19 protein-coding genes are annotated in these 23640 nt (G+C 68.1%); 7 read left to right on the top strand and 12 right to left on the bottom strand.

Going from position 1 to position 23640, the window contains the following annotated elements; all coding sequences use genetic code 11:
• The first annotated feature begins 86 nt into the window (after nt 1-86).
• Nucleotides 87-2906 (top strand): phosphoenolpyruvate carboxylase, encoded by a 2820-nt coding sequence (gene ppc, locus LPN03_RS05800; protein ID WP_262453473.1) that lies wholly within the window; start codon nt 87-89, stop codon nt 2904-2906.
• A 109-nt stretch (nt 2907-3015) separates the two neighbouring features.
• Here the strand turns inward: ppc and LPN03_RS05795 are convergent, their stop codons facing one another.
• Nucleotides 3016-3822, bottom strand: coding sequence for a VOC family protein (locus tag LPN03_RS05795; protein WP_262453472.1), 807 nt, complete (start codon nt 3820-3822; stop codon nt 3016-3018).
• A gap of 86 nt (nt 3823-3908) precedes the next feature.
• Here LPN03_RS05795 and LPN03_RS05790 point away from each other — a divergent pair, with 86 nt between their 5' ends.
• A complete protein-coding gene (locus LPN03_RS05790) occupies nt 3909-4214 on the top strand; it encodes a hypothetical protein (protein ID WP_262453471.1) in 306 nt (101 codons plus the stop codon).
• A 170-nt stretch (nt 4215-4384) separates the two neighbouring features.
• A complete protein-coding gene (locus LPN03_RS05785) occupies nt 4385-4642 on the top strand; it encodes a GlsB/YeaQ/YmgE family stress response membrane protein (protein WP_165181452.1) in 258 nt (85 codons plus the stop codon).
• A gap of 92 nt (nt 4643-4734) precedes the next feature.
• Here the strand turns inward: LPN03_RS05785 and LPN03_RS05780 are convergent, their stop codons facing one another.
• A complete protein-coding gene (locus LPN03_RS05780) occupies nt 4735-5661 on the bottom strand; it encodes a pseudouridine synthase (RefSeq protein WP_262453469.1) in 927 nt (308 codons plus the stop codon).
• Between the two features lie 109 nt (nt 5662-5770).
• Between LPN03_RS05780 and LPN03_RS05775 the strand changes: the two genes are divergently transcribed.
• Complete coding sequence (locus LPN03_RS05775; protein WP_262453468.1) at nt 5771-6961, top strand: MFS transporter; 1191 nt, start codon at nt 5771-5773, stop codon at nt 6959-6961.
• Nucleotides 6962-7015: 54 nt separating this feature from the next.
• On the opposite strand, the gene LPN03_RS05770 is transcribed toward LPN03_RS05775, so the two are convergent.
• Entirely contained in the window at nt 7016-7879 is an 864-nt protein-coding gene (locus LPN03_RS05770; RefSeq protein ID WP_262453481.1) for an Fpg/Nei family DNA glycosylase, read from the bottom strand.
• 237 nt (nt 7880-8116) lie between these two features.
• Nucleotides 8117-13183 (bottom strand): DEAD/DEAH box helicase, encoded by a 5067-nt coding sequence (locus tag LPN03_RS05765; RefSeq protein ID WP_262453480.1) that lies wholly within the window; start codon nt 13181-13183, stop codon nt 8117-8119.
• A 231-nt stretch (nt 13184-13414) separates the two neighbouring features.
• On the opposite strand from LPN03_RS05765, the gene LPN03_RS05760 reads away from it, so the two are divergent.
• The gene (locus LPN03_RS05760) at nt 13415-14005 is read left to right on the top strand and encodes a hypothetical protein (protein WP_165181454.1); all 591 of its coding nucleotides are present in this window, start codon (nt 13415-13417) and stop codon (nt 14003-14005) included.
• A gap of 65 nt (nt 14006-14070) precedes the next feature.
• Here the strand turns inward: LPN03_RS05760 and LPN03_RS05755 are convergent, their stop codons facing one another.
• The 3 genes from LPN03_RS05755 to LPN03_RS05745 all read right to left on the bottom strand — a co-directional run bounded on the left by LPN03_RS05755 (nt 14071) and on the right by LPN03_RS05745 (nt 16547).
• Complete coding sequence (locus LPN03_RS05755) at nt 14071-15060, bottom strand: phosphotransferase family protein (RefSeq protein WP_262453467.1); 990 nt, start codon at nt 15058-15060, stop codon at nt 14071-14073.
• On the bottom strand, nt 15057-15716 hold the full coding sequence (locus tag LPN03_RS05750; RefSeq protein WP_262453466.1) for a DUF4232 domain-containing protein: 660 nt from the start codon (nt 15714-15716) through the stop codon (nt 15057-15059). Before LPN03_RS05750 ends, LPN03_RS05755 begins: the two co-directional genes overlap by 4 nt.
• Before the next feature lie 144 nt (nt 15717-15860).
• Nucleotides 15861-16547, bottom strand: coding sequence for a DUF2848 domain-containing protein (locus LPN03_RS05745; RefSeq protein ID WP_165181457.1), 687 nt, complete (start codon nt 16545-16547; stop codon nt 15861-15863).
• Between the two features lie 132 nt (nt 16548-16679).
• Between LPN03_RS05745 and LPN03_RS05740 the strand changes: the two genes are divergently transcribed.
• Nucleotides 16680-18095 (top strand): MFS transporter, encoded by a 1416-nt coding sequence (locus tag LPN03_RS05740; RefSeq protein ID WP_262453465.1) that lies wholly within the window; start codon nt 16680-16682, stop codon nt 18093-18095.
• Here LPN03_RS05740 and LPN03_RS05735 read toward each other — a convergent pair.
• Nucleotides 18092-18745, bottom strand: a complete 654-nt coding sequence (locus LPN03_RS05735; RefSeq protein WP_165181459.1) for a GntR family transcriptional regulator — start codon at nt 18743-18745, stop codon at nt 18092-18094. The two genes, LPN03_RS05740 and LPN03_RS05735, sit on opposite strands and share 4 nt — an antisense overlap.
• 32 nt (nt 18746-18777) lie before the next feature.
• Here LPN03_RS05735 and LPN03_RS05730 point away from each other — a divergent pair, with 32 nt between their 5' ends.
• Entirely contained in the window at nt 18778-19593 is an 816-nt protein-coding gene (locus LPN03_RS05730; RefSeq protein ID WP_262453464.1) for a carbon-nitrogen hydrolase family protein, read from the top strand.
• An 83-nt stretch (nt 19594-19676) separates the two neighbouring features.
• Here LPN03_RS05730 and LPN03_RS05725 read toward each other — a convergent pair whose 3' ends face one another.
• The 4 genes from LPN03_RS05725 to LPN03_RS05710 form a co-directional block, all read right to left on the bottom strand.
• Complete coding sequence (locus LPN03_RS05725) at nt 19677-20414, bottom strand: YcnI family protein (protein WP_262453463.1); 738 nt, start codon at nt 20412-20414, stop codon at nt 19677-19679.
• A 71-nt stretch (nt 20415-20485) separates the two neighbouring features.
• The gene (locus LPN03_RS05720; protein WP_262453462.1) at nt 20486-21124 is read right to left on the bottom strand and encodes a hypothetical protein; all 639 of its coding nucleotides are present in this window, start codon (nt 21122-21124) and stop codon (nt 20486-20488) included.
• A 27-nt stretch (nt 21125-21151) separates the two neighbouring features.
• Nucleotides 21152-22732, bottom strand: coding sequence for a sensor histidine kinase (locus tag LPN03_RS05715; RefSeq protein ID WP_262453461.1), 1581 nt, complete (start codon nt 22730-22732; stop codon nt 21152-21154).
• Complete coding sequence (locus tag LPN03_RS05710) at nt 22729-23466, bottom strand: response regulator transcription factor (protein WP_262453460.1); 738 nt, start codon at nt 23464-23466, stop codon at nt 22729-22731. The genes LPN03_RS05715 and LPN03_RS05710 overlap by 4 nt, the downstream gene beginning before the upstream one ends.
• Nucleotides 23467-23640: the final 174 nt, after the last annotated feature.

Raw genomic sequence — 23640 nt, 5'->3', positions numbered from 1 at the left:
GAATCCAATCGGCACCAAAGAAGCCCCACCGTATCCAACGCAGCATACGTGTCCCCCAGCACCACACACCGTAAGGACACCGACCCATGAGTCCGGAACTCTCAGCCAACGCACCCGGAAATGCCGGCGATCCCACGGAGGACACGGAGCTGCGGGCCGATGTCCGCCGTGTCAGCACCCTGCTGGGCGAGTCCCTGGTCCGCCAGCACGGCCCGGACCTGCTCGCCATGGTGGAGGAGGTCCGCCTCCTCACCAAGGAGTCCAAGGAAGCGGCCCGCGGGGAGACCGGCACCGGCCCGTGGAGCGCCAACGACGTCGCCGAGCAGGTCCGCGAGGTCCTCGCCTCCCTGCCGCTGGAGCAGGCCACGGAGCTGGTGCGGGCCTTTGCGTTTTACTTCCACCTGGCCAACGCTGCCGAGCAGGTCCACCGGGTGAGGAGCCTGCGCGCACGGGACGAAACGGACGGCTGGCTGGCGAAGGCCGTCACCGAAATCGCCGAAAAGGCCGGCCCCGGTGCCCTGCAGGCAGTGGTCAACGAGCTGGACGTGCGCCCCATCTTTACAGCCCACCCCACGGAGGCGTCCCGCCGCTCCGTGCTGGACAAGGTCCGCAAGCTCTCCGACATCCTCGCGACGCCGTCGGCCGAAGGAAGCAGCGCCCGGGCACGCCAGGACCGCAAGCTCGCTGAGATCATTGACCAAATGTGGCAAACGGACGAGCTGCGCAAGGTCCGCCCCACGCCCCTCGACGAGGCCCGCAACGCCATTTACTACCTGCAGAACATCCTCAGCGATGCCATGCCGGAGGTCCTGACAGAACTGAACCAGCTTCTGGCCGCACACGGCGTCACCCTGCCGCCCGGCGCGGCACCCCTGCGCTTCGGCTCCTGGATCGGCGGGGACCGGGACGGCAACCCGAACGTCACCCCCGACGTCACCCGCGAGGTGCTGGTCCTGCAAAACGCCAACGCCGTGAAGATCAGCATCGCCATGATCGACGAGCTACTCTCCATCCTCTCCAACTCCAGCGCCCTGTACGGTGCGGATCCGGAATTGACTGCGTCCATCGCGGCGGACCTGGCCAGGCTGCCGGGCCTTGACCCGCGCGTGCTGGAGCTCAACGCCGAGGAACCCTACCGCCTCAAGCTCACCTGCATCAAGGCCAAGCTGCTCAACACCCGCCGCCGCGCCGCCGCGGACGCCTTCCACGAGCCCGGACGCGACTATGCGGACACGGCCGAACTGCTGGCCGACCTGGCCCTGCTAGACACGTCCCTGCGCAACAACTCCGCGTCGCTCGTGGCGGACGGGGCGCTGGCCACCGTGCGCCGCGCCGTCGCCTCCTTCGGCCTGCACCTGGCCACCCTGGACATCCGCGAGCACGCCGACCACCACCACGACGCCGTCGGGCAGCTCATGGACCGCGTGGGCGAGCTGCCCCGCCCCTACGGCGAGCTGGACCGGGCCGAACGCCTGCAGGTCTTGAGCCGGGAGCTGGCCAGCCACCGTCCGCTTTCCGGCCACCCCATCAGGCTCGACGGCGCCGCCAACGGCACGTACGACGTCTTCCGCGTGGTCCGCCGGGCGCTGCGCACCTATGGGCCCGACGTCGTCGAAAGTTACATTGTGTCCATGACCCGCGGCGCGGACGACGTCCTGGCGCCCGCCGTGCTGGCCCGCGAGGCAGGCCTGGTCCAGCTGACGGGCGAGAACCGCTACGCGAAGATCGGCTTTGCGCCCCTGCTGGAAACCGTTGACGAGCTGCGTTCCTCCGCCGAAATTGTGGACCAGCTGCTTTCAGACCCCTCCTACCGGGAGCTGGTGCGCCTGCGCGGCAACATGCAGGAGATCATGCTCGGCTACTCGGACTCCAACAAGGAATCCGGCGTCATGACCAGCCAGTGGGAGATCCATAAGACCCAGCGCAAGCTGCGCGACGTCGCCGTCAAGCATGGCGTCAACGTGCGCATGTTCCACGGCCGCGGCGGCTCCGTGGGGCGCGGCGGCGGGCCCACGTACGACGCCATCCTGGCCCAGCCCAACGGCGTGCTGGAGGGGGCCATCAAGTTCACCGAACAGGGCGAGGTCATCTCCGACAAGTACTCGCTGCCCGAGCTGGCCCGGGAAAACCTGGAGCTGTCGCTGGCCGCCGTCATGCAGGCCTCCGCGCTGCACCAGGCGCCGCGCCACACCGAGGACGAGCTGGTCCGCTTCGGGGCGGTCATGGAAATAGTTTCCGACGCCGCCTTCGCTGGCTACCGGGCCCTGATTGACGACGGCGACCTTCCGGCGTACTTCCTCGCCTCCACCCCGGTGGAGCAGCTGGGCAGCCTGAACATTGGCTCCCGCCCGTCCAAGCGGCCCGATTCCGGCTCCGGCCTGGGCGGGCTGCGGGCCATCCCGTGGGTGTTCGGCTGGACGCAGTCCCGCCAAATCGTCCCGGGGTGGTTTGGCGTGGGTTCCGGCCTCAAGGCGGCCCGCGACGCCGGGCATGCCGGCGCACTGACGGACATGCTGGCGAACTGGCACTTCTTCTCCTCCACCATTTCCAATGTGGAGATGACGCTGGCCAAAACGGACATGGAGATCGCCGCCCACTACGTGCGCACGCTGGTTCCGGCAGAATTGCAGCATCTTTTTGCCACGATCCGAGCCGAGTACGAGCTCACGGTTGAGCAAATCCAGCTGCTGACCGGCGAGGACGAACTCCTGGACCGCCAGCCGCTCCTCAAGCGCTCCCTGTCCGTCCGCGACCAATACCTGGACCCGATCTCCTACCTGCAGGTGGAGCTGCTGCGCCGCGTCCGCGAGGCCGACGCCGGCGCGACGGAGGTGGATGAGCGCCTGCAGCGGGCCATGCTCATCACCATCAACGGGGTGGCCGCGGGCCTTCGCAACACCGGATAGCCCCCCAGCGAAGTTTTGCCGCCGTTCCCGCATTTTGCCACCGCTCTACCGGCGGCAGAATGCGGGAGCGGCGGCATTTGTTCACGCCGTGCAGTTCACGCCGCCCAGTTCACGCCCTGTGGTCGACGCCCGTCACCGAAAACACGGCGCCCTGTGGATCCGCCAGGACCACCGTCTTTCCGGCCGGGCCGGGCACCCCCGGCACCAGGGTCCGGCCGCCAAGGCCCGCCGCTGTGCTTTCAGCCGCGTCGGCGTCCGGCACCCAAAAATTGGGCGTCCACTGCGCAGGGCCCGGACCTGCAACCATGACCGCCACTACTTCGCGGGACACCGGCTCCTGCGGCACGCCCCCAACGTAGCCGGGCAGGCGGAAAAGCGTGGCGGCGCCGTCGCCCGCGCCAAGGGTTTCAGTGGTCCAGCCATAGGCGTCCGCGTAAAACGCGGCGGCCCGGCTCGTGTCGGGGGTGGCCAGCTGGCTCATGGACCACGCGCCGGGCTCGTTGACCAGCTGGGCGCCGGCCCGGGCGGAACCTTCCCACAAGCCGTGGACCGCACCGCCCGGATCGGCCACCACGGCGGCCCGGCCCACCGGAGGGGTGTCGAAGGGGGTAGCGACCACGGTGCCCCCGGCCCGGGTCACGGCCTTCACTGCCTCATCGACGTCGGCCACGGCCACGGACGTCAGCCATGATGTGGGTGCGCCGGGGACGGGCTGGGAGGAAATCCCGGCAACATCGAGCCCCCGCAGGCGGGCCACGTAATAGCGGCCGCCGGCACCGTCGCCGGAGAGGTCCCCCGGGCCGGCCGGCTGCCACCCAAAGACGGCAGTGTAGAAGGACAGCGCGGCATCCACGTCGGTCTGAAAGGTCTCAACCCAGCAGGGAACGCCCGCGGGATAGTCATTTCTCTGGTTCATGCCGGCTCCTTGAGTTCCGTACATTCCGCTGCCACATCCGAGTTTATGGCTGCTGCCCCGGCCCCGCCACCCAATAGGCTGGGACAATGCCTTCCTTTCGCGCCACCATCCAGATCACCGGCCTGCGCCCGGGCCACGCCCCCGAGGAGGTCATGGCCATGGCGGTTGCGGCCGTCGGTGCGGCCCACGTGGTTGAAGCCAACCAGCTCGACGTCGTGGCCGGCGTCCCGCGCATCACCGTCCGCTTCATGGTGGAGGCCAGCGAGTACGACGCCGAGAACCGCCTCGCGCGCGACGCGGCGGCTTCCATGCGCCACGGCGTGGAGACGGTGGCCACCACGGCCGCGCTCCGGAGCTACCGCCGCTCGGCCGGCAAGTGGCTGGCGCTGTAGCCGACGCCGGGGCGGGCGAACCGCCGTCGAGCCTGTCAAGTTTGTCATGTGGTGTCGATCACAGTAGATTGAACGTGGGGATGTTACTTCCCAGTACCGATTAGCTTTGGTGCACCCAACATGTCTGCACCGAACGCGCATGGACAACTACGCAAGACAGGGAGAACACCATGGGATTCTTTGGATTTATCATTCTCGGCCTGATCGTGGGAGCCATTGTCAAGGCCATCATGCCAGGCAAGGTGCAGGGCGGCTGGGTCACCAGCATCATCCTTGGCGTGGTTGGCGCCATTGTGGGCGGTTTGCTGGGCTCGCTGATTTTCCACACCGACCTCGGCTCCTTCTTCAACATCAAGACGTGGCTGCTGTCCATCGGCGGCGGACTAGTCGTGGCGGCCGTTTACGGCGCCATCAAGGGCCGCAAGTAGGGCGCCGCTTTCCCCCCCGACGCTCCATCACCTTTTGCGGTGTTTCGCCCGACGCTCCACCACTTTATGCGGCCCGGGCCCGCTGGATCCGGTCAGTTGTGGTCCGGGAAGGCGGATAGGCGCAGCCCGGAGGAATACTTCACGGGTTCGCCCGTCAGCGGATCCGTGAAGGAAATGCTGTGCGCCAGCAGCTGCAGCGGCTTCGTGTAGTCATCCGGCGCCTGCTCGTGGAGCACCGGGTAGAAGGGGTCGTTGAGGATGCCGATGCCCTGCGACGCCAGGTGGACACGGAGCTGGTGCGTCTTGCCCGTGTGCGGCTGCAGCTCGTACAGACCCAGCTGGCGCCCGGTTGAAGGGTCCATACGGGTGTCCATGAGCTCGATCCGGGTTTCCGCATTGGGCTCCCCGGGAACTTCCTGCGCCAGCAGGTATGTGCGTGACTTGACCATGCGACTGCGCACCACCAGCGGAAATTCCAGCCCGGGCAGGACAGGGGCCACTGCACGGTACGTCTTTTCAATGTGCCGCTTTTCAAAGAGCAGCTGGTAGTTGCCGCGGGTCTCCGGATTTGCGGAGAACAGGAGCACTCCCGCCGTCATGCGGTCCAGGCGGTGGATCGGCACCAGGTCCGGCAGGTCCAGCAGCACGCGCAGGCGCACCAGTGCCGATTCCTGGACGTACATGCCGCCGGGCGTGGTGGGCAAAAAGTGCGGCTTGTCCACCACCACCAGGTTTTCATCCTGGTGCAGGATGGACAGCTCCACGGGCAGGCGCTTTTCCACCGGGAGTTCGCGGTAGTACCAAATAAAAACATGTTCGTTCAGCGCAGTGGTGGGCGTGACCACCTCCCCGCCCAGGGCCATGACCTCACCGCGTTCAAACCTGTCCACGATTCCGGCCGGGTCAACGTGGTTGAACTTGTCCAGCACATATTCCATGGCCGTGGCCCAGGGACCGCCATCCGGCATGCGCATGCGCGTCGCATTGACCCCGTTGCGCACGGGAAGCGGGGATTTCATCACCCTTCAAGGGTACCGATGGAATCAGGGCGTAGTGTCAGAAGTGCCCGGCGGTGCAGGATCCGGGGCAAACAAGCGTGGTGCGAAGGCGGAAAGGTGGGGTTCGCTGGTGAATCGGCGCGGAATTGGCATGATGTCCTCGGCGCACATGGTCGACGACCTCTACCAGGGCATCGTGCCGGCCATGCTGCCGTTCCTCGTCTCCGAACGCCACTACAGCTACGCGGCCGTGGCCGGGCTGACCCTTGCGGCAACCATGCTCTCCTCCGTGGTGCAGCCCGCCTTTGGCGTGTGGACAGACCGCAAGCCGCGCCGCTGGCTCATTCCGCTGGGGATGACGACGGCGGCGCTGGGCGTGGGTGCCGCCGGCCTGTTCCCGAGTTACGCCGTCACGTGGGTGATGATCGCCATCTCGGGCCTGGGCATTGCAGCGTTCCACCCCTCGGCAGCCAGTGCCGCCAGGCGGGCCGCAGGCGACAGCAACAAGGGCATGAGCATATTCGCCCTCGGCGGGAACATTGGTTTCGCGCTCGGCTCCCTTTTGGCCACGCCGGTGCTCCTCTGGTTCGGGCTCAGGGGGACCGCCCTGCTGGTGCTCCCGGCCCTCGTCATGGCGCTCATCCTGGCCAGGCGCCTGGGGCCGGTGCTTGACGGGCGCGACGGCGACCGCCGTCCCGCGGCCATGCCCAAGGGACGGGACAACTGGCCGGAGTTTTTGAAACTGACGTCCATTGTGGTGGTTCGCTCCATCGTGTTCTTTGGGCTGAGTTCCTTTCTGGCCCTGTACTTCATCCACGGGCTGGGCGCCTCGGAGGTCATCGGCGGGGCCGCGCTGACCGTGTTCCTGGTGTCCGGTGCGTGCGGCACCCTGCTGGGCGGCTGGCTGGCGGACCGTTTCGGGGCGATGGTCTCCATTAGGTACGGCTTTGCCTGTTGCCTGCCTGCCATGGCGGGCCTGGTGCTGGTGCGGGAGTGGCACATCGCCATGGTCTTCGTGGTGCTGACCGGAGTGAGCATTTTCGTCCCATTCAGCGTTTTTGTCATCCTGGGGCAGAACTACCTGCCAAACCGGATCGGCACGGCCAGCGGCGTCACCGTGGGCCTGGCCGTCACCGTAGGCGGCCTGTTCAACCCGGTGCTCGGGGTGCTGGCCGATGCAACCACCCTGCATTTCACCCTCACGGTGCTGATCGCGCTGCCCGCACTTGCGCTGGCACTGTCGGCCTTCCTGCATGATCCGGCCACGGCGGACAGATTGCGGCTGCAGAAAATGGATCGTGCAGCACCGACAGCTCAGTGATTTTCCGTCAGCGGCCGATCTTTCGCATGCGGATGGCAACAGCCACCCCGGACGTCATTCCGGCAGGGCCTGGCAGTTCGGGCACCAGTAAATGTCCCGCGGGGCATGTGTCGGCGCGGCCGGATCGGCCATTTTTGCATGCCGAATCAGTGAACCGCAGCGTTTGCACGGCTTCCCGGCCAGCCCGTAGACCCACACTGAGGCGTCTCCCCGTGCCGGCCCGCCCGTGGTTGAACGCTGCGGCCGGTCCTTGTTGGCCTCCAGCAGCCGCTTTGCCAGCTCCACCAATCGTGGCAGCCTCGGCACCCCGCCAACCGGCCTGGACGGGTGGACTCCGGCCAGGAAACACAGCTCGTTGCGGTAGATGTTGCCGATCCCGGCCAGGTTCCGCTGGTCCAGGAGTGCCAAGCCGACGGGCCGCTGCGGATCCGCCTGGAGCCTGCGCAGCGCCTCATCCGCATCCCATTCCGGCCCCAGCAGGTCCGGCCCAAGATGTTCGACGGCGGCCGCCGCCTGCGCGGGCGAGAGCACTTCCAGCGTGCCCAGGGAAAAGCCGACGGCGACCAGCCGTTCCGTGGCGAGGACAACCCTCGCGGTGTGGGCAGGCCGCCGCCATTCACCGCCGCGCCCGCTCCGCGGGCCCTGAGGACGCTGCGTCGCATTCCTGACGGGGTATATGTCCCAGTGGCCCTCCATGGCCAGGTGCGAGTGGATCACCGCCGCGCCCTCGGCCGGGCCGCGGGCGGGCAGCATCATCATCAGGTGCTTGCCGCGGGGTTGGACGGACTCCACGGTGCGCCCGGTGAAGTCAACGGTTGCCAGCTGCGGCACGCGGAAGTCGCAGCCCGTCAGCGGCTGCCCGGCCAGGGCGGCATTGAGATCCCGGGCCTGCCGCCAGACAGTGTCCCCCTCAGGCATGGAGGGCCGGCCGACGGTTCGAGTCACGGTCCGCAAACCACAACACGTCACTCATGTCCACCCACACACCCCAACGCTCCCGCAGCATTTGCGGGTTTTTCCCCAACGCTCCCGCAGCAATCGTCGCTCTTTCGCGGACGCTGTCGCATTGAGTGCGACAGCGTTCCGCATTTCACGTCGATTGCTGAGAGCGCGATTGACGAAAACGCCCGAAATGTGAGGGAGGGTTTCAGGGGGTTAGGCACGGATGCGCACCCCGCTCGGGGAACTGTACGCCCCGGCAGCCAGCAGCGCCGCGGCCAGCGGGGTGTCCAGGATGCCGGCGCCGTTGACCTTCTCCATCGCGAGCTTGTCCACCGCACCGCGCCTGACCACCTGGACCAGGGCATCCGCGGCCAGGGCCACGGCGCCGTCGTCGTCGCTGAAGCACAACAGCGTCCGGCCGCCGCGCTCCACATACAGGACCAGGGCGCCGTCGACCATCACCACCAGGGCACCCGCCTTGCGCCCCGGACGGTGGCCGGAATCCAGCGGCGGCCAGGGCAGGGCCGCGCCGTAGGGGTTGGCAGGGTCGGTGGACGCCAGGGCCAGCGCCTGCGGTGGACGCGGGTTGAGGGCGGCGTCCTCGCTGAAGGTGCGTAGCCGGTCCACAGTGGCGGGCACCGCGAACTGGGCGGCGCCGAGGTGTTCAATGAAGTACCCGCGGCGGCACTTTCCGGTTTCCTCGAGCCGAGCCAGCACCTTGTACATGAGCCCGAAGCCGCCGGGGATCCCGTGGTTCATGACGGATCCGCGGGTGACCACGCCATACCTGTCCAGGAACAGCTCGGCGAGGGCGTGGCTGCGCAGCGTGGCCTGCGCGCTGGCTGTCGTAGAGCCGATTGCGTCAGGCATGCCAACGGCAGCCAGGCCGCCGTCGGGCAGCGCACTCCAACGCCCGGCACCCAGCGGCGGGGCACCCCTCTGGGCGATTCCGGCTCGGCCGGGCAGCCGCCCGTAGCGGCCCGAGCGTGCCGGGCGCAGGCGCGACGGCGCCGGCTTTTGCCTGTGCGCCGCATGCCCCCCGGAAAGCAGGGAACGCACCGGGGCGAAGGTGTCGTTGCTGACCCGCCCTGCCCAAAAAAGCTCCCACAGGGCGGCAGTGAGCTCGTCGTCGGCGGGGACGTCATCCGGCCCGATGGCCGCCATTTCGCGCAGCTGGTGGAAGAAGTACGCGCCGCCGCCGGACAGGGCCGCCAGGACGCGCTGCTGGAACTCCGTGGGCGCGAAATCGGCCGGCGGGTTCAACGTCAGGGCGGCGGACTCGGCCACGTGCAGGCTCAGCCAGCCGTCGCTGCCGCCCAGGGCGCCCGTCCCCGACAGCAGCACCTCGCCCGTGGCGGTCAGTTCATCTAGCATGGCCGGGCGGTAGTCGGCCACCCGTTGCGCCAGCACCAGCGGCTCCCAGGCCGACGCCGGAATGGGCACGCCCGCCAGCTGGTCGACCACGGTCAGCAGCCCGTCCAGCCCGCGCAGCGCCGGCGACCCGGACACGGCGGAAACATGCTGCCACGCCGGCAGGAACCGGCCGAACGTGGCAGCGTCCACGGGTTCCACCTCGGCCCGCAGCGCAGCAAGGGACCGGCGCCGCAGCCGGCGCAGCACCTCCACGTCGCACCATTCACTGGCGCCATCCTCGAAGCCAGGGCCCACTGCGGCGAGGGTCCCCTCGCGGGGGCCCACGGCTCCGAGGGTCCCGAAGTGAGCTTGCGAGCTATGGGAGGAGCCGGGGACTTGCGAGTGATGGGAGCCGCTGGGGATGAATTCGCCCTCCGTCACGCGCTTGTCTGCGGCAAGCCGTGCCAGCCCGGAATGCACGACGGCGATGCCCAGGCCCAGCCTCGCCGCCACTTCCGCCGCGGTGAAGGGGCCGTGGGTGCGCGCATGCCGGCCGATCAGGTCGCCCAGCGGATCGGCCACGGGTTCAATGAACGCCAGCGGCACGCCCATGGGCAGCGGAATGCCGAGGGCGTCCCGCAGCCTTGCCGCATCCTCAATGGCCGCGAAACATTCCCTGCCAGCCATATTCACACGCAGGGCGCGGTTGGCGGCAACAAGGTCCTCCAGGTGTCCGGCCGCCACGGCGAGGTGGGCGGCATCCGCAGCAGCGGTGGCCTCTTCAACGGCAACTGTAACGGTGGCCCCTGACCCGGCCGCAGCGGCAGTCCGGCTCGCAGCGGCGGGCGGCAGGCCGGCGTCGCCCGTCCCTTGTCCGGGAGGGGCGGAAGGGACCAGGCGGTCCGCCACCTCGGCAACCGTCAACGGGCCCAGCAGGCGCAGCAGGTCGGCAACTCCTTCAAGCCCGCGGGCCCGCCTGTCCGTGTCCCTGCCGTTCCCGGCCAGCCGCTGGAGCTCGGCCTCCGTGGCGGCAATGACGTCCGGGTCCAGGAGTTCGCGCAGCTCGGCCCGGCCCAGCAGCTCGTCGAGCAGGGCCGGGTCCAGGGAAAGCGCCGCCGCGCGGCGTTCGGCCAGCGGGGAATCGCCCTCGTAGAGGAAGCTCGCCACGTAGCCGAAAAGGAGCGACCGGGCAAAGGGTGAGGGCTGTTGGGTGGTGGTTTCCACGATCCGCAGCTCGCGTCGCTCAATGCTGGCGGCGATGTCTTTCAGCGCGGGGAGGTCGTACACATCCTGCAGGCATTCCCGGACGGTCTCCAGCACAATGGGAAACTGCGGGTATTTCCGGGCCACGTCCAGCAGCTGGGCGGAACGCTGGCGCTGCTGCCACAGGGGCGATCGCTTGCCCGGGTTTTGGCGCGGCAGCAGCAGGGCGCGGGCTGCGCATTCGCGGAAGCGGCTGGCGAACAGTGCGGAGCCGCCCACCTCGGAGGTGACGATGCCGTCCAGCTCGTCGGGTTCAAAGAGGAACAAGTCCGCGCCGGGGGGCTCGTCGTCCATCAGGGGAACCCGCAGCACGATGCCGTCGTCGGACGCCATGGCGGAACCGTCCAGGCCGTAGCGCTCGTGGAGCCGGGCCGCCACGGCCAGGGCCCAGGGTGCGTGGACGGGCATGCCGAAGGGGCTGTGCAGGACCACGCGCCAGTCGCCGAGTTCGTCGTGGAAGCGTTCCACCATGAGTGTTTTGTCGTCGGGGACCTGCGTGGTGGCGGCCTTTTGCTCGTCCAGGTAGCCGAGCAGGTTGTTTGACGCCCACTGGTCCAGGCCGGTGGCTTCGCAGCGCGCCAGGGCCTGCTTGCGGGGAGCGGCGCTGAGTTCGCGGATGAAGGCGCCGAGCGCCCGGCCCAGTTCCACCGGCCTGCCCAGCGAATCGCCCTTCCAGAATGGCAGCTTGCCCGGCTGGCCAAACGCCGGCGTCACCAGCACCCGGTCGAAGGTGATGTCCTCGATCTTCCAGCTGGTGGCGCCGAGGGCAAAAACGTCCCCCACGCGGGATTCGTAGACCATCTCCTCGTCGAGCTCGCCCACGCGGCGCCCGCCCTTGTTGGCCTTGCCGGCGTCGGATTCGTCGGAGCCAGCAATGAACACGCCGAACAAGCCACGGTCGGGGATGGTGCCGCCGGAGGTGACGGCCAGTCGCTGGGCGCCGGGGCGCCCCGTGATGGTCCCGCCCACCCGGTCCCAGATGATGCGGGGCCGCAGTTCGGCGAATTCGTCGGACGGGTAGCGCCCGGCCAGCAGGTCCAAGGTGGCGTCGTAGGCGGACCGGGGGAGGGCGGCGAAAGGGGCGCTGCGCCGGACGGTGTCAAACCATTCGTCCACGTCAATGGACCCGAGCGCTGCGGCGGCCACGGTTTGCTGCGCCAGGATGTCCAGTGGGTTCTTCGGCACAAAAAGCGGCTCGATGTGCCCCGCCAGCATGCGCTCCACCGTGACGGCCGAGTGCAGCAAGTCCGCACGGTGCTTGGGGAACAGCATGCCCTCGGACACCTCGCCCACCTGGTGTCCGGCCCGCCCCACGCGCTGCAGCCCGCTGGCCACCGACGGCGGCGACTCCACCTGGATGACCAGGTCCACGGCGCCCATGTCAATGCCCAGTTCCAGGCTCGACGTCGCCACCACGCACCGCAGCCGCCCGGACTTCAGGTCATCCTCGATGAGGGCCCGCTGCTCCTTGGACACGGAGCCGTGGTGCGCCTTGGCGAGCACGTTCGGGGCGCCGGCCGTGGCCCCTGCCTGCGCCATCATTTCGGCCGGGAGGCGGGCGGGGCCGGTGGGGGACGGCGCGGTCCGCCAGGGCTCCGTGTCGGAGGGAGCGGCGTCGTCCGGGCCTTGCGCTGCAGGGACGTCCCCGGAGGCAGCCAGCTCGAGCCGTTCCACGTAAATTTCATTGAGCCGGCCGGTGAGCCGTTCGGCCAACCGCCGGGAGTTGGCGAAGACGATGGTGGACTGGTTGGCCAGGACGGCGTCCACGATCCTTTCCTCCACGTGCGGCCAGATCGAGGCGTTGGGGGCCAGTCCGGAGGCAGGGCCGAGGTCGTGGGCTGAGGCCAGTGCGGGGAGGTCGGTCATGTCCGCGACCGGCACGGTGACGCTGAGGTTCCAGTTCTTGGTGCTGGGCGGGGCCACGATGGTGACGGGTGCGGAACCGCCCAAAAAGCGTGCCACTGTTTCGCGCGGCTCCACCGTGGCGGAGAGGCCGATGCGCTGCGCGGGCTGGGACAGCAGCGCGTCCAGGCGCTCCAGCGACACGGCCAGGTGCGCGCCGCGCTTGGTGCCGGCCACGGCGTGGACCTCGTCAATGATCACGGTGCGCACCCCCGCGAGCGTTTCGCGGGCCTTGGACGTGAGCATGAGGAAGAGCGATTCGGGCGTGGTGATCAGGATGTCCGGCGGGTGGCTGAGGAGGCGCCGGCGCTCATTGGCGGGGGTGTCGCCGGAGCGGACGCCCACGGTGACCTGCGGCGGGTCCAGGCCCAGCCGCCTGGCGGTTTGGGTGATGCCGATCAGGGGCGCCCGCAGGTTGCGCTCCACATCCACACCCAGGGCCTTCAAGGGGGAAATGTACAGGACGCTGGTGGACCCTGCGCGGGCCGTGGCACCCGGGCCCGGGGCACCCGGGGCGGGCGGGGCACCCAAGGCAAGCTCCGGCGTCGTGCTGGCGGTGCTGGCGGTGCTGGCACCGGTGCCGGCGGCCAGGCCGTCAAGTGCCCAAAGGAAAGCGGCCAGCGTCTTGCCGGAGCCGGTGGGGGCCACCACCAGGGAATGTGCGCCACCGGAAATGGCGTGCCACGCGCCCGCCTGGGCAGGCGTGGGGGAGCCGAAGGCGCCCAAAAACCATTCGCGGGCGGGTGCCCCGAACAGTTCCATGCCACCGGAGGCGGAATTAGTTTGCACGGCTCCATCATGCCTCACCGGAGTGACAAAGATGCGAGAGGATAACGATTCGCACAGGCGGGGCGGATGCGGGCAAAAAGTGTCCGGGCGGAGCTGTAATCTAGCCCTAGGAGTGGCAATGACTGCCGTTGCCGGTCCCCGCCAACTTTGTGGTGCCAGGACGGCGGTCCGGGACTGTGGAAATGACGGGAGAAGGCGGCTGCGGTGCAACAACGGCATATCGGGAACAATTGGGTGCCGCTTGTCTGCCTGTCGCTGCTCTTTTTGTTCACCGGCGCCGTCAGCATGGTGGGCCAGCACGGCAACGGGGCGTCGTCCTTTGCATTTGTGATCGGCAGCCTGGCTGCTGCCGCCGTCAGTGCCGGCTGGCTGTGGCGGCGCCCCACCTGGTGGGTGGCACCCCGCAGGCACTACCTGTACCTGGCCGGCGGCACGGCCGCGGGAGTCCTCCTCGGGGCGCTCATCCCCTTTGACAACGGTTGCGGGCCGTGGCTGGTGCTGGGCGCCAGTGTGGCCGTTTATGGCTACTTTGAACGGCTGCGGTTGCTGGTGACCGTGGGGGCCGCAGTGGCCGTGGCGGGCTTTTTGGCCATGGTGGTGCCGGTGGAAGTCTGGGGCGGCGCCATGCACTTGACCGCCGCGGCAGTCCTGGCCTTCGGCGCCAACAGGCTGTATGTGCTGAAAAACGGCCGACGCCGGGAGTCCCAGGAGAGCGATCCGGCGTTCATCGGTTTCTTCGAGGAATTTGACGGGGACGAGCCACCCAACTTTTGGCAGAGCAGCCGGCCGAAGTAGGGCTGCCTTTCGGCGTCGGGCCCAGGCGTGGCCGGAGCATCAAACCCACGCATCAAACCCACGCATCAAACCGCAGCGATAAACGTATCCAATTCTCGTTCCAGCCGGGGATACGTGGCCTCGGCCTTGGACTCCTGGCCCAGGCGGTGGTACTCCAGCCGGGCCTCGCCCAGGCTGCGGGCCCGGTAAAAGAATTGCCGGACAGCTGCGCCTTCCGATTTGGCCGGCTTCCCGCCATAGCCGCGCCAAAAGGCGTCCTTCTCCCTGGTGCCGCGCCGGCGGAGCAGGTGGAACGTCCAGTCCGCCAGCGGGTCGCCCCAGGACGACCGGTCCGAGTCCAGCACGGCCGTGATGCGCGGTGCCTCCGCGTCCGCGTCCAGGAGCAGATTGCCAATCCACAAATCCCCATGCAGCAGCCTCGGCCCGGGCACGGAGTCCACTGCATCGGCGTGCCTGGCCAGCAGGGAACCCACCGTTCGGATGTCGCTGGCGGGCAGGCCGGCGGTGTTCAGGTCAAGGAACAGGTCATGGAAATAATCCGCCAACGCCCCGCTCCAGGAGTCAAAGTGGGGGCCCTGGACCCGGCCATAATGGGTGCCGTGAACGGCGTGGATGCGGGCCAGGAGGCCGCCAAGCTCCTCCCAAAACGGGCCGGTGTCCGGGTACGATGCCAGTGCCGTGGCCGCCGGGACGCCGGGGAGGAATTCCTGGAACAGGTAGTCGCCAGCCACCAACTGGTGTGAGAAATCCGTGGCCAGCACCTTCGGCATGAGTTCCGTGATGGGCGCCAGGAACGGCACCGCCGCCACTTCATTGCGCATCAGGGTGCGCTCGATGCGGAATTGGCCGGCCGGTTCCGGGGCAATGCGCAGCACCACGGGTGCCCGGCCCGCCAGCTCCACCCGGAACGTGGAGTTGTAGTTCCCGCCCGGCAGCTGCGCGACCGCCTCAATGGTGACAGGTCCGAAAGCTTGCCGGCACATGGCCTCGAGCTGTTCCGGCACGCGGTTCGCCCCAAGATTCGCCCCAATATTTGCCCCGAGAGGGATGCTCACGGCTGGAATGCGCCAATGGTCAGCAGCTCAATATTGCTATTGCTGCACGCGGTCAGCGGGTGCGCAATCACCAGCCGGTCCGTGGCGCTGGGCGGGTACACCATCACGGAATCCGCCGCCACGTGTGTGCAGTTCGGGTAGTTCCCCGCCTGTGTGTACCGAAGCACGGCGGCCGCACTTTTGCCGGGGGCCAGGGAAATGGGGCCCTTCGAGGGCGCGGCCGCATCGCGCACGGCTTCGGCGCCGATGGGCGTGTCCACCCCCGCCTTGACCAGGGAGACTCCAGGGTAGCCGTCCAGGATGCACGTGGCGGCCGAGGTGTTCTTCACGATCAGCTTCATGTAGATGTGCCCAGCCGCCCCGCCACCCGTGTCGTCCAGCGAGCCGGCCAGGGAGGCCGCCGCGCAGAGGGGCGGGGTTGCGGCGGTGCTCGGGGTCATTGAAGGAGCGGACGACGTCGCCGCTTCCGTTGTGGGGGCAGGCTCGGCTGAGGCGGTGGTTGGTGCCGCGGTGGTGGCCGCGGACGTGCCGGCCGCGGGTCCGGCGGCTGGCCCGCAGGCAGCAAGGATCAGGACGGCCGCGGCGCCCAGCAGGGCAGCGGCCGGGAGGCGTCGGGTGGCACGTTGCCGGACTGTGGTGCGCTGCTCAATGGTCATGGCTTAACTTTTGTCCCCTGTGTTCCCGGAGTCAACCAGCCCCGCCGCCGTCGAACCCGTCGAGTCAGCGGATCCGCGCCGAGACCGCGCAATAGGAGGGCGTGTCTCGGCGCGGGCCCGCTAACTCGGCGAAAGGGGGGCGTGTCAGCCGATGGGCTCGGGCATGGTGGAAATCGTGTAGTCCAGCCCAATGGTCCGTCCCGTGACGGGGTCACCCATCTCCACCCGCCAGACGGGGGCAAACTGGTCCACGCCTGCCGTCATGGCAACGGTCCCGGAGAGCAGGACGGTGCCAACGCCGTTGAGCTGGCGGTCTTCGAGTACGTCGAGCCAGTAGTCGGGGGGGAGGAGAGCGCCTAGGGAGCTGTCCTGGATCAGGGTCTCCAGGCCGTCGTCGCCGGTCACCCACCCCTTGATGGTGATCTGGTCCAGGTGGTCCCGGACGTCGTCGAGCCGCCAGGCCTGCCGGCCCAGGAGGTCCGGGGAGGCGTTCTTGCTCCACGCGACGCCGTGGACTTCCAAGGCGCGGTCGGTGTGGTCGCAGGCAACTGTCAGCAGCGGCCCCTCCTCGCTGATGACCAGGGCCCACTCCGCTTCGCCGGAGGTGCGCGCGTGCTGCACTTCCACGGAATCAGCCTGCATGGCCAGGTAGGCCGACACCGGGTAGAGGGCCGGGGTGGTGGACGGTCCGGGGATGCCTAGTTCGGCCAGTTCGGCGATGTGCGCCTGGACCTCGGCCTGGGCGCGTCCGGCGTATCCGGCATTGAGGAGGTTCTTGACGGACACCACGGTGGTGGTGGCGTCGGGGAGTTCAAAAGTCAGGGCGCTCATAGGAGGGTTCCTTCGCTGTGGGATGTTTTTTGGGAAATTTTGAGATTGCTCTCGCCTTTCCCTTTCTAGTATGCGTATTGTATACAAGAAGTACAACACGTGACCGGTATCATATTTTTGAAAGGAACCTCCATGGCGAATACAGCACACGCTGCCCGCGGGCAGTCACAAAGCCCGCAGCCACAGCGACGGGATCTTGTCAAGGCATTCATTGCCAGCCTCAGCGGCACATCCCTGGAATGGTACGACTTTGCCGTCTATTCGGCGGCCTCGGCCATCGTCTTCCCGGCCCTGTTCTTCCCGGGCAATGATGCCCTCACCGGCGCCATCCTGGCATTTTCAACATATGCCGTGGGGTACGTTTCCCGGCCCATCGGCGGCATCGTCTTTGGGCGGCTGGGTGACAAGGTGGGGCGCAAGCACGTCCTGGTGGTCACCCTGGTCATGATTGGCGCAGCCACCTTCGCGATTGGGCTGTTGCCCACCTACGCAAACATTGGCTATGCGGCACCCATCATCCTGGTGCTCCTGCGGTTCGCGCAGGGCGTGGGCGTCGGCGGCGAGTGGGGCGGCGCTGTGCTGCTCTCGAGTGAATTTGGCGATCCCAGGCGACGCGGCTTCTTTTCCTCGGCAGCCCAGATCGGCCCGCCCCTGGGCAATCTGATGGCCAACGGCGCCCTGGCCGTGTTGACGGCATCCCTGAGCGAGCAGGCCTTCCTGGCCTGGGGCTGGCGCGTTGCCTTCCTGATCTCCGCACTGCTGGTGGCCTTTGGCCTGTGGATCCGGCTGCGCCTGGAGGACACCCCTGTGTTCAAGGCCATCGCCGAAAGCGGCGACCGGCCCACGGCACCGGTAAAGGAAGTCTTCACCACCCAGCTCCGTCCCCTGACGGCGGCCATCCTGTGCCGCATCGGGCCGGATGTGACCTATGCACTCTTTACCGTCTTCACCCTGGTCTACGGCACCACCCAGCTCGGCTACACCCGCAATGACGTCCTGATGGCCGTCCTGGTGGCCTCGGGCTGCCAGGTGATCACCATCCCGCTGGCGGGCGCCATGTCCGACCACATCAACCGCCGCCTGCTGTACGGCATTGCGGCTGCCGGTTCAGGGGTGTGGGCATTTGTCTTCTTTGGCGTGGTGCACGGCCACAACGTTCCCCTGCTGATCCTGGGGATTGTCCTTGGCCTGACATTCCATTCGTTCATGTACGGCCCGCAGGCAGCATATGTCATTGAACAGTTCAGCCCGCGGCTGCGCTACACCGGCAGTTCGCTGGCCTACACGCTGGCCGGAATTGTGGGCGGCGCCATTGCGCCCCTCATGTTCACCCTCCTGCTGAGCAGCTTCCACAGCTGGGTTCCCGTGGCAATCTACGCCGCGGTGGCGGCCGCCCTGACCGTCGTCGGGCTGGCCATGGGCCGGAATTCAGACGTGAGCGAGGATGAGCACTACCTCGCGGCGGGCCTGGCAGCCCAAGCCAAATCCAACGACGACGCCGGCCAGTCCGGCTCCAGCGCCGGCGAACCGGCGCACCAGCGCAGTTAGCCGCGCAGGAACAGGTCCAGGGTGACGGCGAGGTGCGCGTCGATGGCGGCGGTTGCGGCAGGGACATTGCCGTCCCTGAGCGCGCCGACAATCAGGCCGTGCTCCTCGCACACCCTGTTCTGCCGGTCCTGGCTGCGGAACAGGGCCTGCACGCCGATCAGGACCTGGCGGGCACGCAACTTGGAGTACGTCTGCGACATCAGCTCGTTGCCGACGGCGTCGATGAGCAGCTGGTGAAAATGCTGGTCCAGGCGGATGAACTCCGTGGCGGCATCCGGCTCGAGGCTGTCCACCAGCGCGGCCTGCTGCGAAAGGGTCTCCGCCATTTCGGCCAGCGGCACGCGCCCGGCGCCGATGGCGGCGCCGGCGGCGTACTTTTCCAGGACGTTGCGCAGTTCAAAGAGTTCGGAAATCTGGCGGCCGGAAATGGTGGGGATCAGCGCCCCGCGCTTGGGGATGAGCTCCACCAATCCGTCCGCCACCAGCAGCAGCAGTGCCTCCCTGACGGGGGTCCGCGACACGCCAATCTGTGCCGCGAGCTCCTGCTCGTTGAGGAAGGTGCCCTGCATATTGGGGTCGGTCAGAATGTGGTCGCGCAGAAACTCGTAGGCCCTGTCGCGTCCCGACAGGGACTCACGATTTGCTTGCATACCCTACGTATACACTAACGAGGAGAAAAAAGATGCGCGTTGCGCTCGCCCAGATCATCAGTTCCGCGGATCCACAAGAAAACTTGCGGCTGATTCGACGCTACACCGCCGACGCCCGGAACCGGGGCGCGGAGCTGGTGGTGTTCCCCGAGGCGGCCATGTGCGCCTTCGGGAACCCGGTGGCGGACGCCGCCCAGCCACTGGACGGCCCCTGGGCCAACGCTGTCAGGGAACTGGCCCGCGAATTCGGCGTCACCATTGTCGCGGGAATGTTCACCCCGGGAGCCGGCGGACGGGTCAGGAACACCCTGCTGGTGGCCGGCCCGGATGCGGACACCCACTACGACAAGATCCACCTGTTCGACGCCTTCGGATTTTCCGAATCCAGCACCGTTGATGCGGGCGACAGGGTGGCCACCTTTGACCTGGGAGGCACCACGCTGGGCCTGGCCACCTGCTACGACGTCCGGTTCCCAGCGCTCTTTGTGGCAAACGCCGAGGCGGGCGCATCCATCACCATCGTTTGTGCATCCTGGGGAGCGGGCCCGGGCAAGGCGGAGCAATGGGACCTGCTGGTCCGCGCCAGGGCCCTGGATGCCAGCGCGTTCGTTCTGGCCTGTGGACAGGGTGACCCGGCCACGGCAGGCATCGCCGCCACCGGCACAGCGCCCACAGGCATCGGCCGCAGCGCCGTCATCTCGCCTTTGGGCGAGGTGCTGGGCAGGCTCGACGGCGGCGAGGGGCTGTTGGTGGCCGATCTGGACGTGGCCGCCGTCGAACAGGTCCGGGCAAGCCTTCCCGTCCTGGCCAATCGGCGGACCATCGTGGCCGAAATTAACGCGAGTTAGCGGCCACGCGTCGAGATCCGCACAATGTTTGTGCGGATCTCGACGCGCATCCGCTGTTTCGGCGGAGGGGGAGCCGGGTGGGGCTACTTCGGCGAAACGGTCCTGCCGCTGCGGATAAACGCCAGCCCGCCCAGGACCAACCCGGCCACACCGGCACCGAAGCCGAGCCACGCGGGCCAGGCGGCGCCGTCGTTCCCGGCATTCTCGCCGGAAGCGCCGCCAGCCGCGGCGTCAGCGGACGAAGCAGTGGTGCCGTGCGAGCCGTGGTCCGCGCCGGCTGCCACAGCCGCGGTGACCGTCAGGGAAGGTGCAGGCGACTGGACGCTGTCCTCGGACGCCCCGGCGGCCGGAATGTCCTTCCAGTCCGTGGAACCCTTTTCACAAGTTTGCAGGGTGGGGAAATACAGCGTCTTGCCCGCGGTGTCCGGCACCTGCAGGGAGAGCGTGAACGTGTCCCGTTGGTGCGGGTCAAGCGGTGTTTTGGCCGTATACGTGACGGCGCTGGTCCGTTCGGTGATCTTGCTGCCGTCGGCCAGTGTCCGAGGGGTGGCGAACTTTTCGGTGGACTCACTGATGGTCCAGTTCGGGTTGACCGTGGGCGTGACGGAGTTCAGTTCCTCCGGCAGCGTGATTTTCAGGCTGGTGGTGGGCGATCCGCTGCAGCCGTGCGGGACGCTGAAGGTGAGCAGCGAGTACGAGTTTGCGGCGGTCGAATCCGGCGTGGCGTCCACATGGGCGGACGCAGCGCCGAGCCCCAGGGCCATGAGGCCGGCCGTGGCGCCGAGGGCAAGGGTGGTCTTGAAGGTACGGGAAAAACGCATGGTGCAACCTTTCGGGCGCGCGGAATTGCGCAAAATGGTGGGGTTGGGCACCCCGCGATTGCCGAAGGGTGCTATGCGAAGAGTGCCGTTGCCAGCGGCGGCCCGCGGCGCGTGTCGGGCCGGACATTGCGCCAGGGCAGGCGCGGCAGGGGGCGCGGCAGCACCGGGGGGCGCTCCTGCCGGGCGGGCAGTTGAAGCACGACGGCGGCGGCACGGTAAAGCGGCCGCAGCCAGCCGGCGAGGGCCCAGAGGGCGCTTTCGCCCTGGGTGAGCAGCACGGCGGTGGCCAGGGTGGCGGCGACGTGGGCCACCACCATCCAGCCGGGCATGGCCGCATGGGCCGCCATCGCCGTGCCGGCCAGCTGCGTGGCGCCCATGTCCGGCAGCATCGGGAAGTCTGCGGGCATGCCGTGGTGCATGCTGTTCAGCGCCCCGGCCGGAACTTCGGCCAGGGGGGCGCTGACGGAAAGTGACTCGAAGGCCTGGTGGAGCGCCAGCTGGCTCGTGGCCAGCAGCGCCGTCATGGCGGGCAGGCGCAGCCGGAACCGCGTGGCGACCGTGGAGCACAGGATGTGCAGGGAGGTGAGTGCCACCATGATGGCCGGGGAGGGCAATGCCCCGCCCGCCGCGACGTGCGCCCAGGCGGCCAGGCCCAGAATGGTGGCTCCGACGGCGGTGGTTCGGAGCAGCCTGAAGGGAGCGTGGTGCACTGTGCTCCCTTCGATCAGCCGACCTGTCTAGCTTATCGAGGAAACAGCCTCCCCGTGGCCTTCCAGGTGTCGCTCAGACCCGGTTGCGGGCAGCTCCGCCTGTGCAGCGGGCAGGGTCAGCGTGAAGGTGGTGGCGCCCGGCCGGCTGTCCACGCTGATGGTGCCGTGGTGCGCGGCCACGATGGCCTGGACAATGCTCAGCCCCAGCCCCGTGCTGCCCTGGCCGCCGGTGCGGGACGCGTCCGCCCGGGAAAACCTGTCAAAGATGATGTCGCGGAAGGCCGGGTCAATGCCCGGCCCATTGTCCGTGACCTGCACTGTGGCGGCCCCGTCGGCACCCTGCGTCAGCACCGTGGACACCGTGGTCCCGTCGGGGGTGTGCTTGGCTGCGTTGGAGAGCAGGTTCAGCAGCACCTGCTTGAGCTGGCCGTCGTCGCCCTTGACTGTTACGGGATCGTCGGGCACCTCAAACGTCCAGTGGTGTCCGGGGGCGCCCACCCGGACGTCGCTGACGGCGTCCATGACCAGCGGGGCCAGGTCCAGGGTGCGCAGCGCCACCGGCTGGCCGTCGTCGAGCCTGGCCAGCGTGAGGAGGTCCTCCACCAGCCGGCCCATACGCAGCGACTGGGCGGTGACCCGGCCCAGCGACGTCTTGCCGCCGGGGGTCAGCGACTCGGTCATCTGCAGCAGTTCCGTGTAGCCGCGAATGGCAGTCAGCGGCGTGCGAAGTTCGTGGCTGGCGTCGGCCACGAAGCGGCGCACCTTGGTTTCGCTGCGCTGGCGGGCCTGGAGGGCGTGGGAAACATTGTCCAGCATGGCGTTGAAGGCATGCCCCACATTGCCCACTTCAGTGCCTGGGTTCGCCACGGTGTCGGGGACGCGGACGCTCAGGGCGACCTCCCCGGCGTCGAGCGGCAGCTGGGCCACCCGGGAGGCAACGGCGGAGAGCTTTTCCAGCGGGGCCATGTTCCGTCGAATGATCACGGTGCCCGCCAGGCCCAGGAACACCAGCCCGGCCAGGGAGACCAGGATGATGGTCAGGACCAGTTTCGCGAGGGTGCGGTCGACGGCGCCCAGCGGCAGCCCGGTGATCAGGACGCCCCCGTCGGGGACGGCAACTGCCTGAAGCCGGTAGCTGCCGATGGACAGGGCCTGGTCGGTCATGGACCCGGCCGTGGGTAGCCCGGCAAGGATTTGTGCATCATTGTTGGTCAGCTGCTGCCGCGTGCCGCTGGGGGAGAGGACGCCACCGGTGACCACGTAGCCGCCGCAGATGATGGCGTTGAGCTGGCCGGTCCCGGTGCCGCGGGCGTTGAGCGGATCGGGGCGGGCGCAGGCGGAACCGGAGGGTGCGTTGAGGTTGAAGTCGTGGGAACGGGAGGTGGCCTGGGCCAGCTGGCTGTTGACCTGGCTGTTGAGCGACATGCTCATGGCGCTGTAGCTGATCATTCCAACCAGCACGCAGATCACGGCGAGCAGGGCCAGCATGACGGCCACCAGGCGGGTGCGCAGGTGCCAGGTGCCGGGGTGGCGAAGGCGGGCGGCCGCGGTGCGGGCGGCCTTGCCGGCCGCGGTGCCGGCCGCGGTGAAACGGGGGCTGCTGCTCACACGCATGGCTTGATGACGTAGCCGGCGCCGCGGACGGTGTGGATCATGGGTTCGCGGTCGGCGTCGATCTTCTTGCGCAGGTAGGAGATGTACAGCTCCACAATGTTGCTTTGGCCGCCAAAGTCGTAGTCCCACACGCGGTCCAGGATGCGGGTCTTGCTCAGCACGTGGCGCGGATTTTCCATCAGGTACTGCAGCAGCTCGAACTCGGTGCTGGTCAGGGTGATTTCGGCGCCGGCGCGGGACACTTCTCGGGTGTCGCGGTTCAGGGACAGGTCCCCCACCGTCAACTCAGCGGCGTTCGGCGCGGTGACCCCGGCGCGCTGGACAATGCGGTGCAGGCGCAGCAGCACCTCCTCCATGCTGAAGGGCTTCGTCACGTAATCGTCGCCCCCGGCATGCAGCCCCGTGAGCCTGTCCGCGACGGCGTCCTTGGCGGTCAGGAACAGGGCGGGGATGTCCGGGTAGATGGTGCGGATGCGGCCCAGCAGTTCCACGCCGTCCATGCCGGGCATCATGACATCCAGGACCAGCACGTCCGGGTGGAAGGCCCTGGCTGTTTTGAGAGCTTCCTGGCCGTCGTGCGCCACGGCTACGTCCCAGCCGGCCAGTTCAATCCCCATGCGCATCAGGTCGGCCAGGGAGGGCTCGTCATCCACCACCAGGGCGCGGATGGGTTCGCCGCCCTGCCGGGTGAGCTTTTCGGGACCGTTGGCGCGGTGAGGTAGGGACATGCCTCCATTATGTCTGTGCCCGGCCTGCGTACGGCTGGAAGATTGCTGGGAGTTGTCTGTGCGTGTTTGCGGGGTTGGGCGCGAAATCCGCGGTGGGGGCGGGTTTTCACCGAAATCCCAGTAGTCCCTCAAAGCGGGTGCAAATAAGCGAGTGTCCACCACTCGTGTTTCCCG

Origin of the sequence: Arthrobacter sp. A2-55, assembly GCF_025548615.1 — a bacterium.
GTDB classification, from domain to species: domain Bacteria; phylum Actinomycetota; class Actinomycetes; order Actinomycetales; family Micrococcaceae; genus Specibacter; species Specibacter silviterrae.
This window is presented reverse-complemented; position numbering and strand designations above follow the sequence as displayed.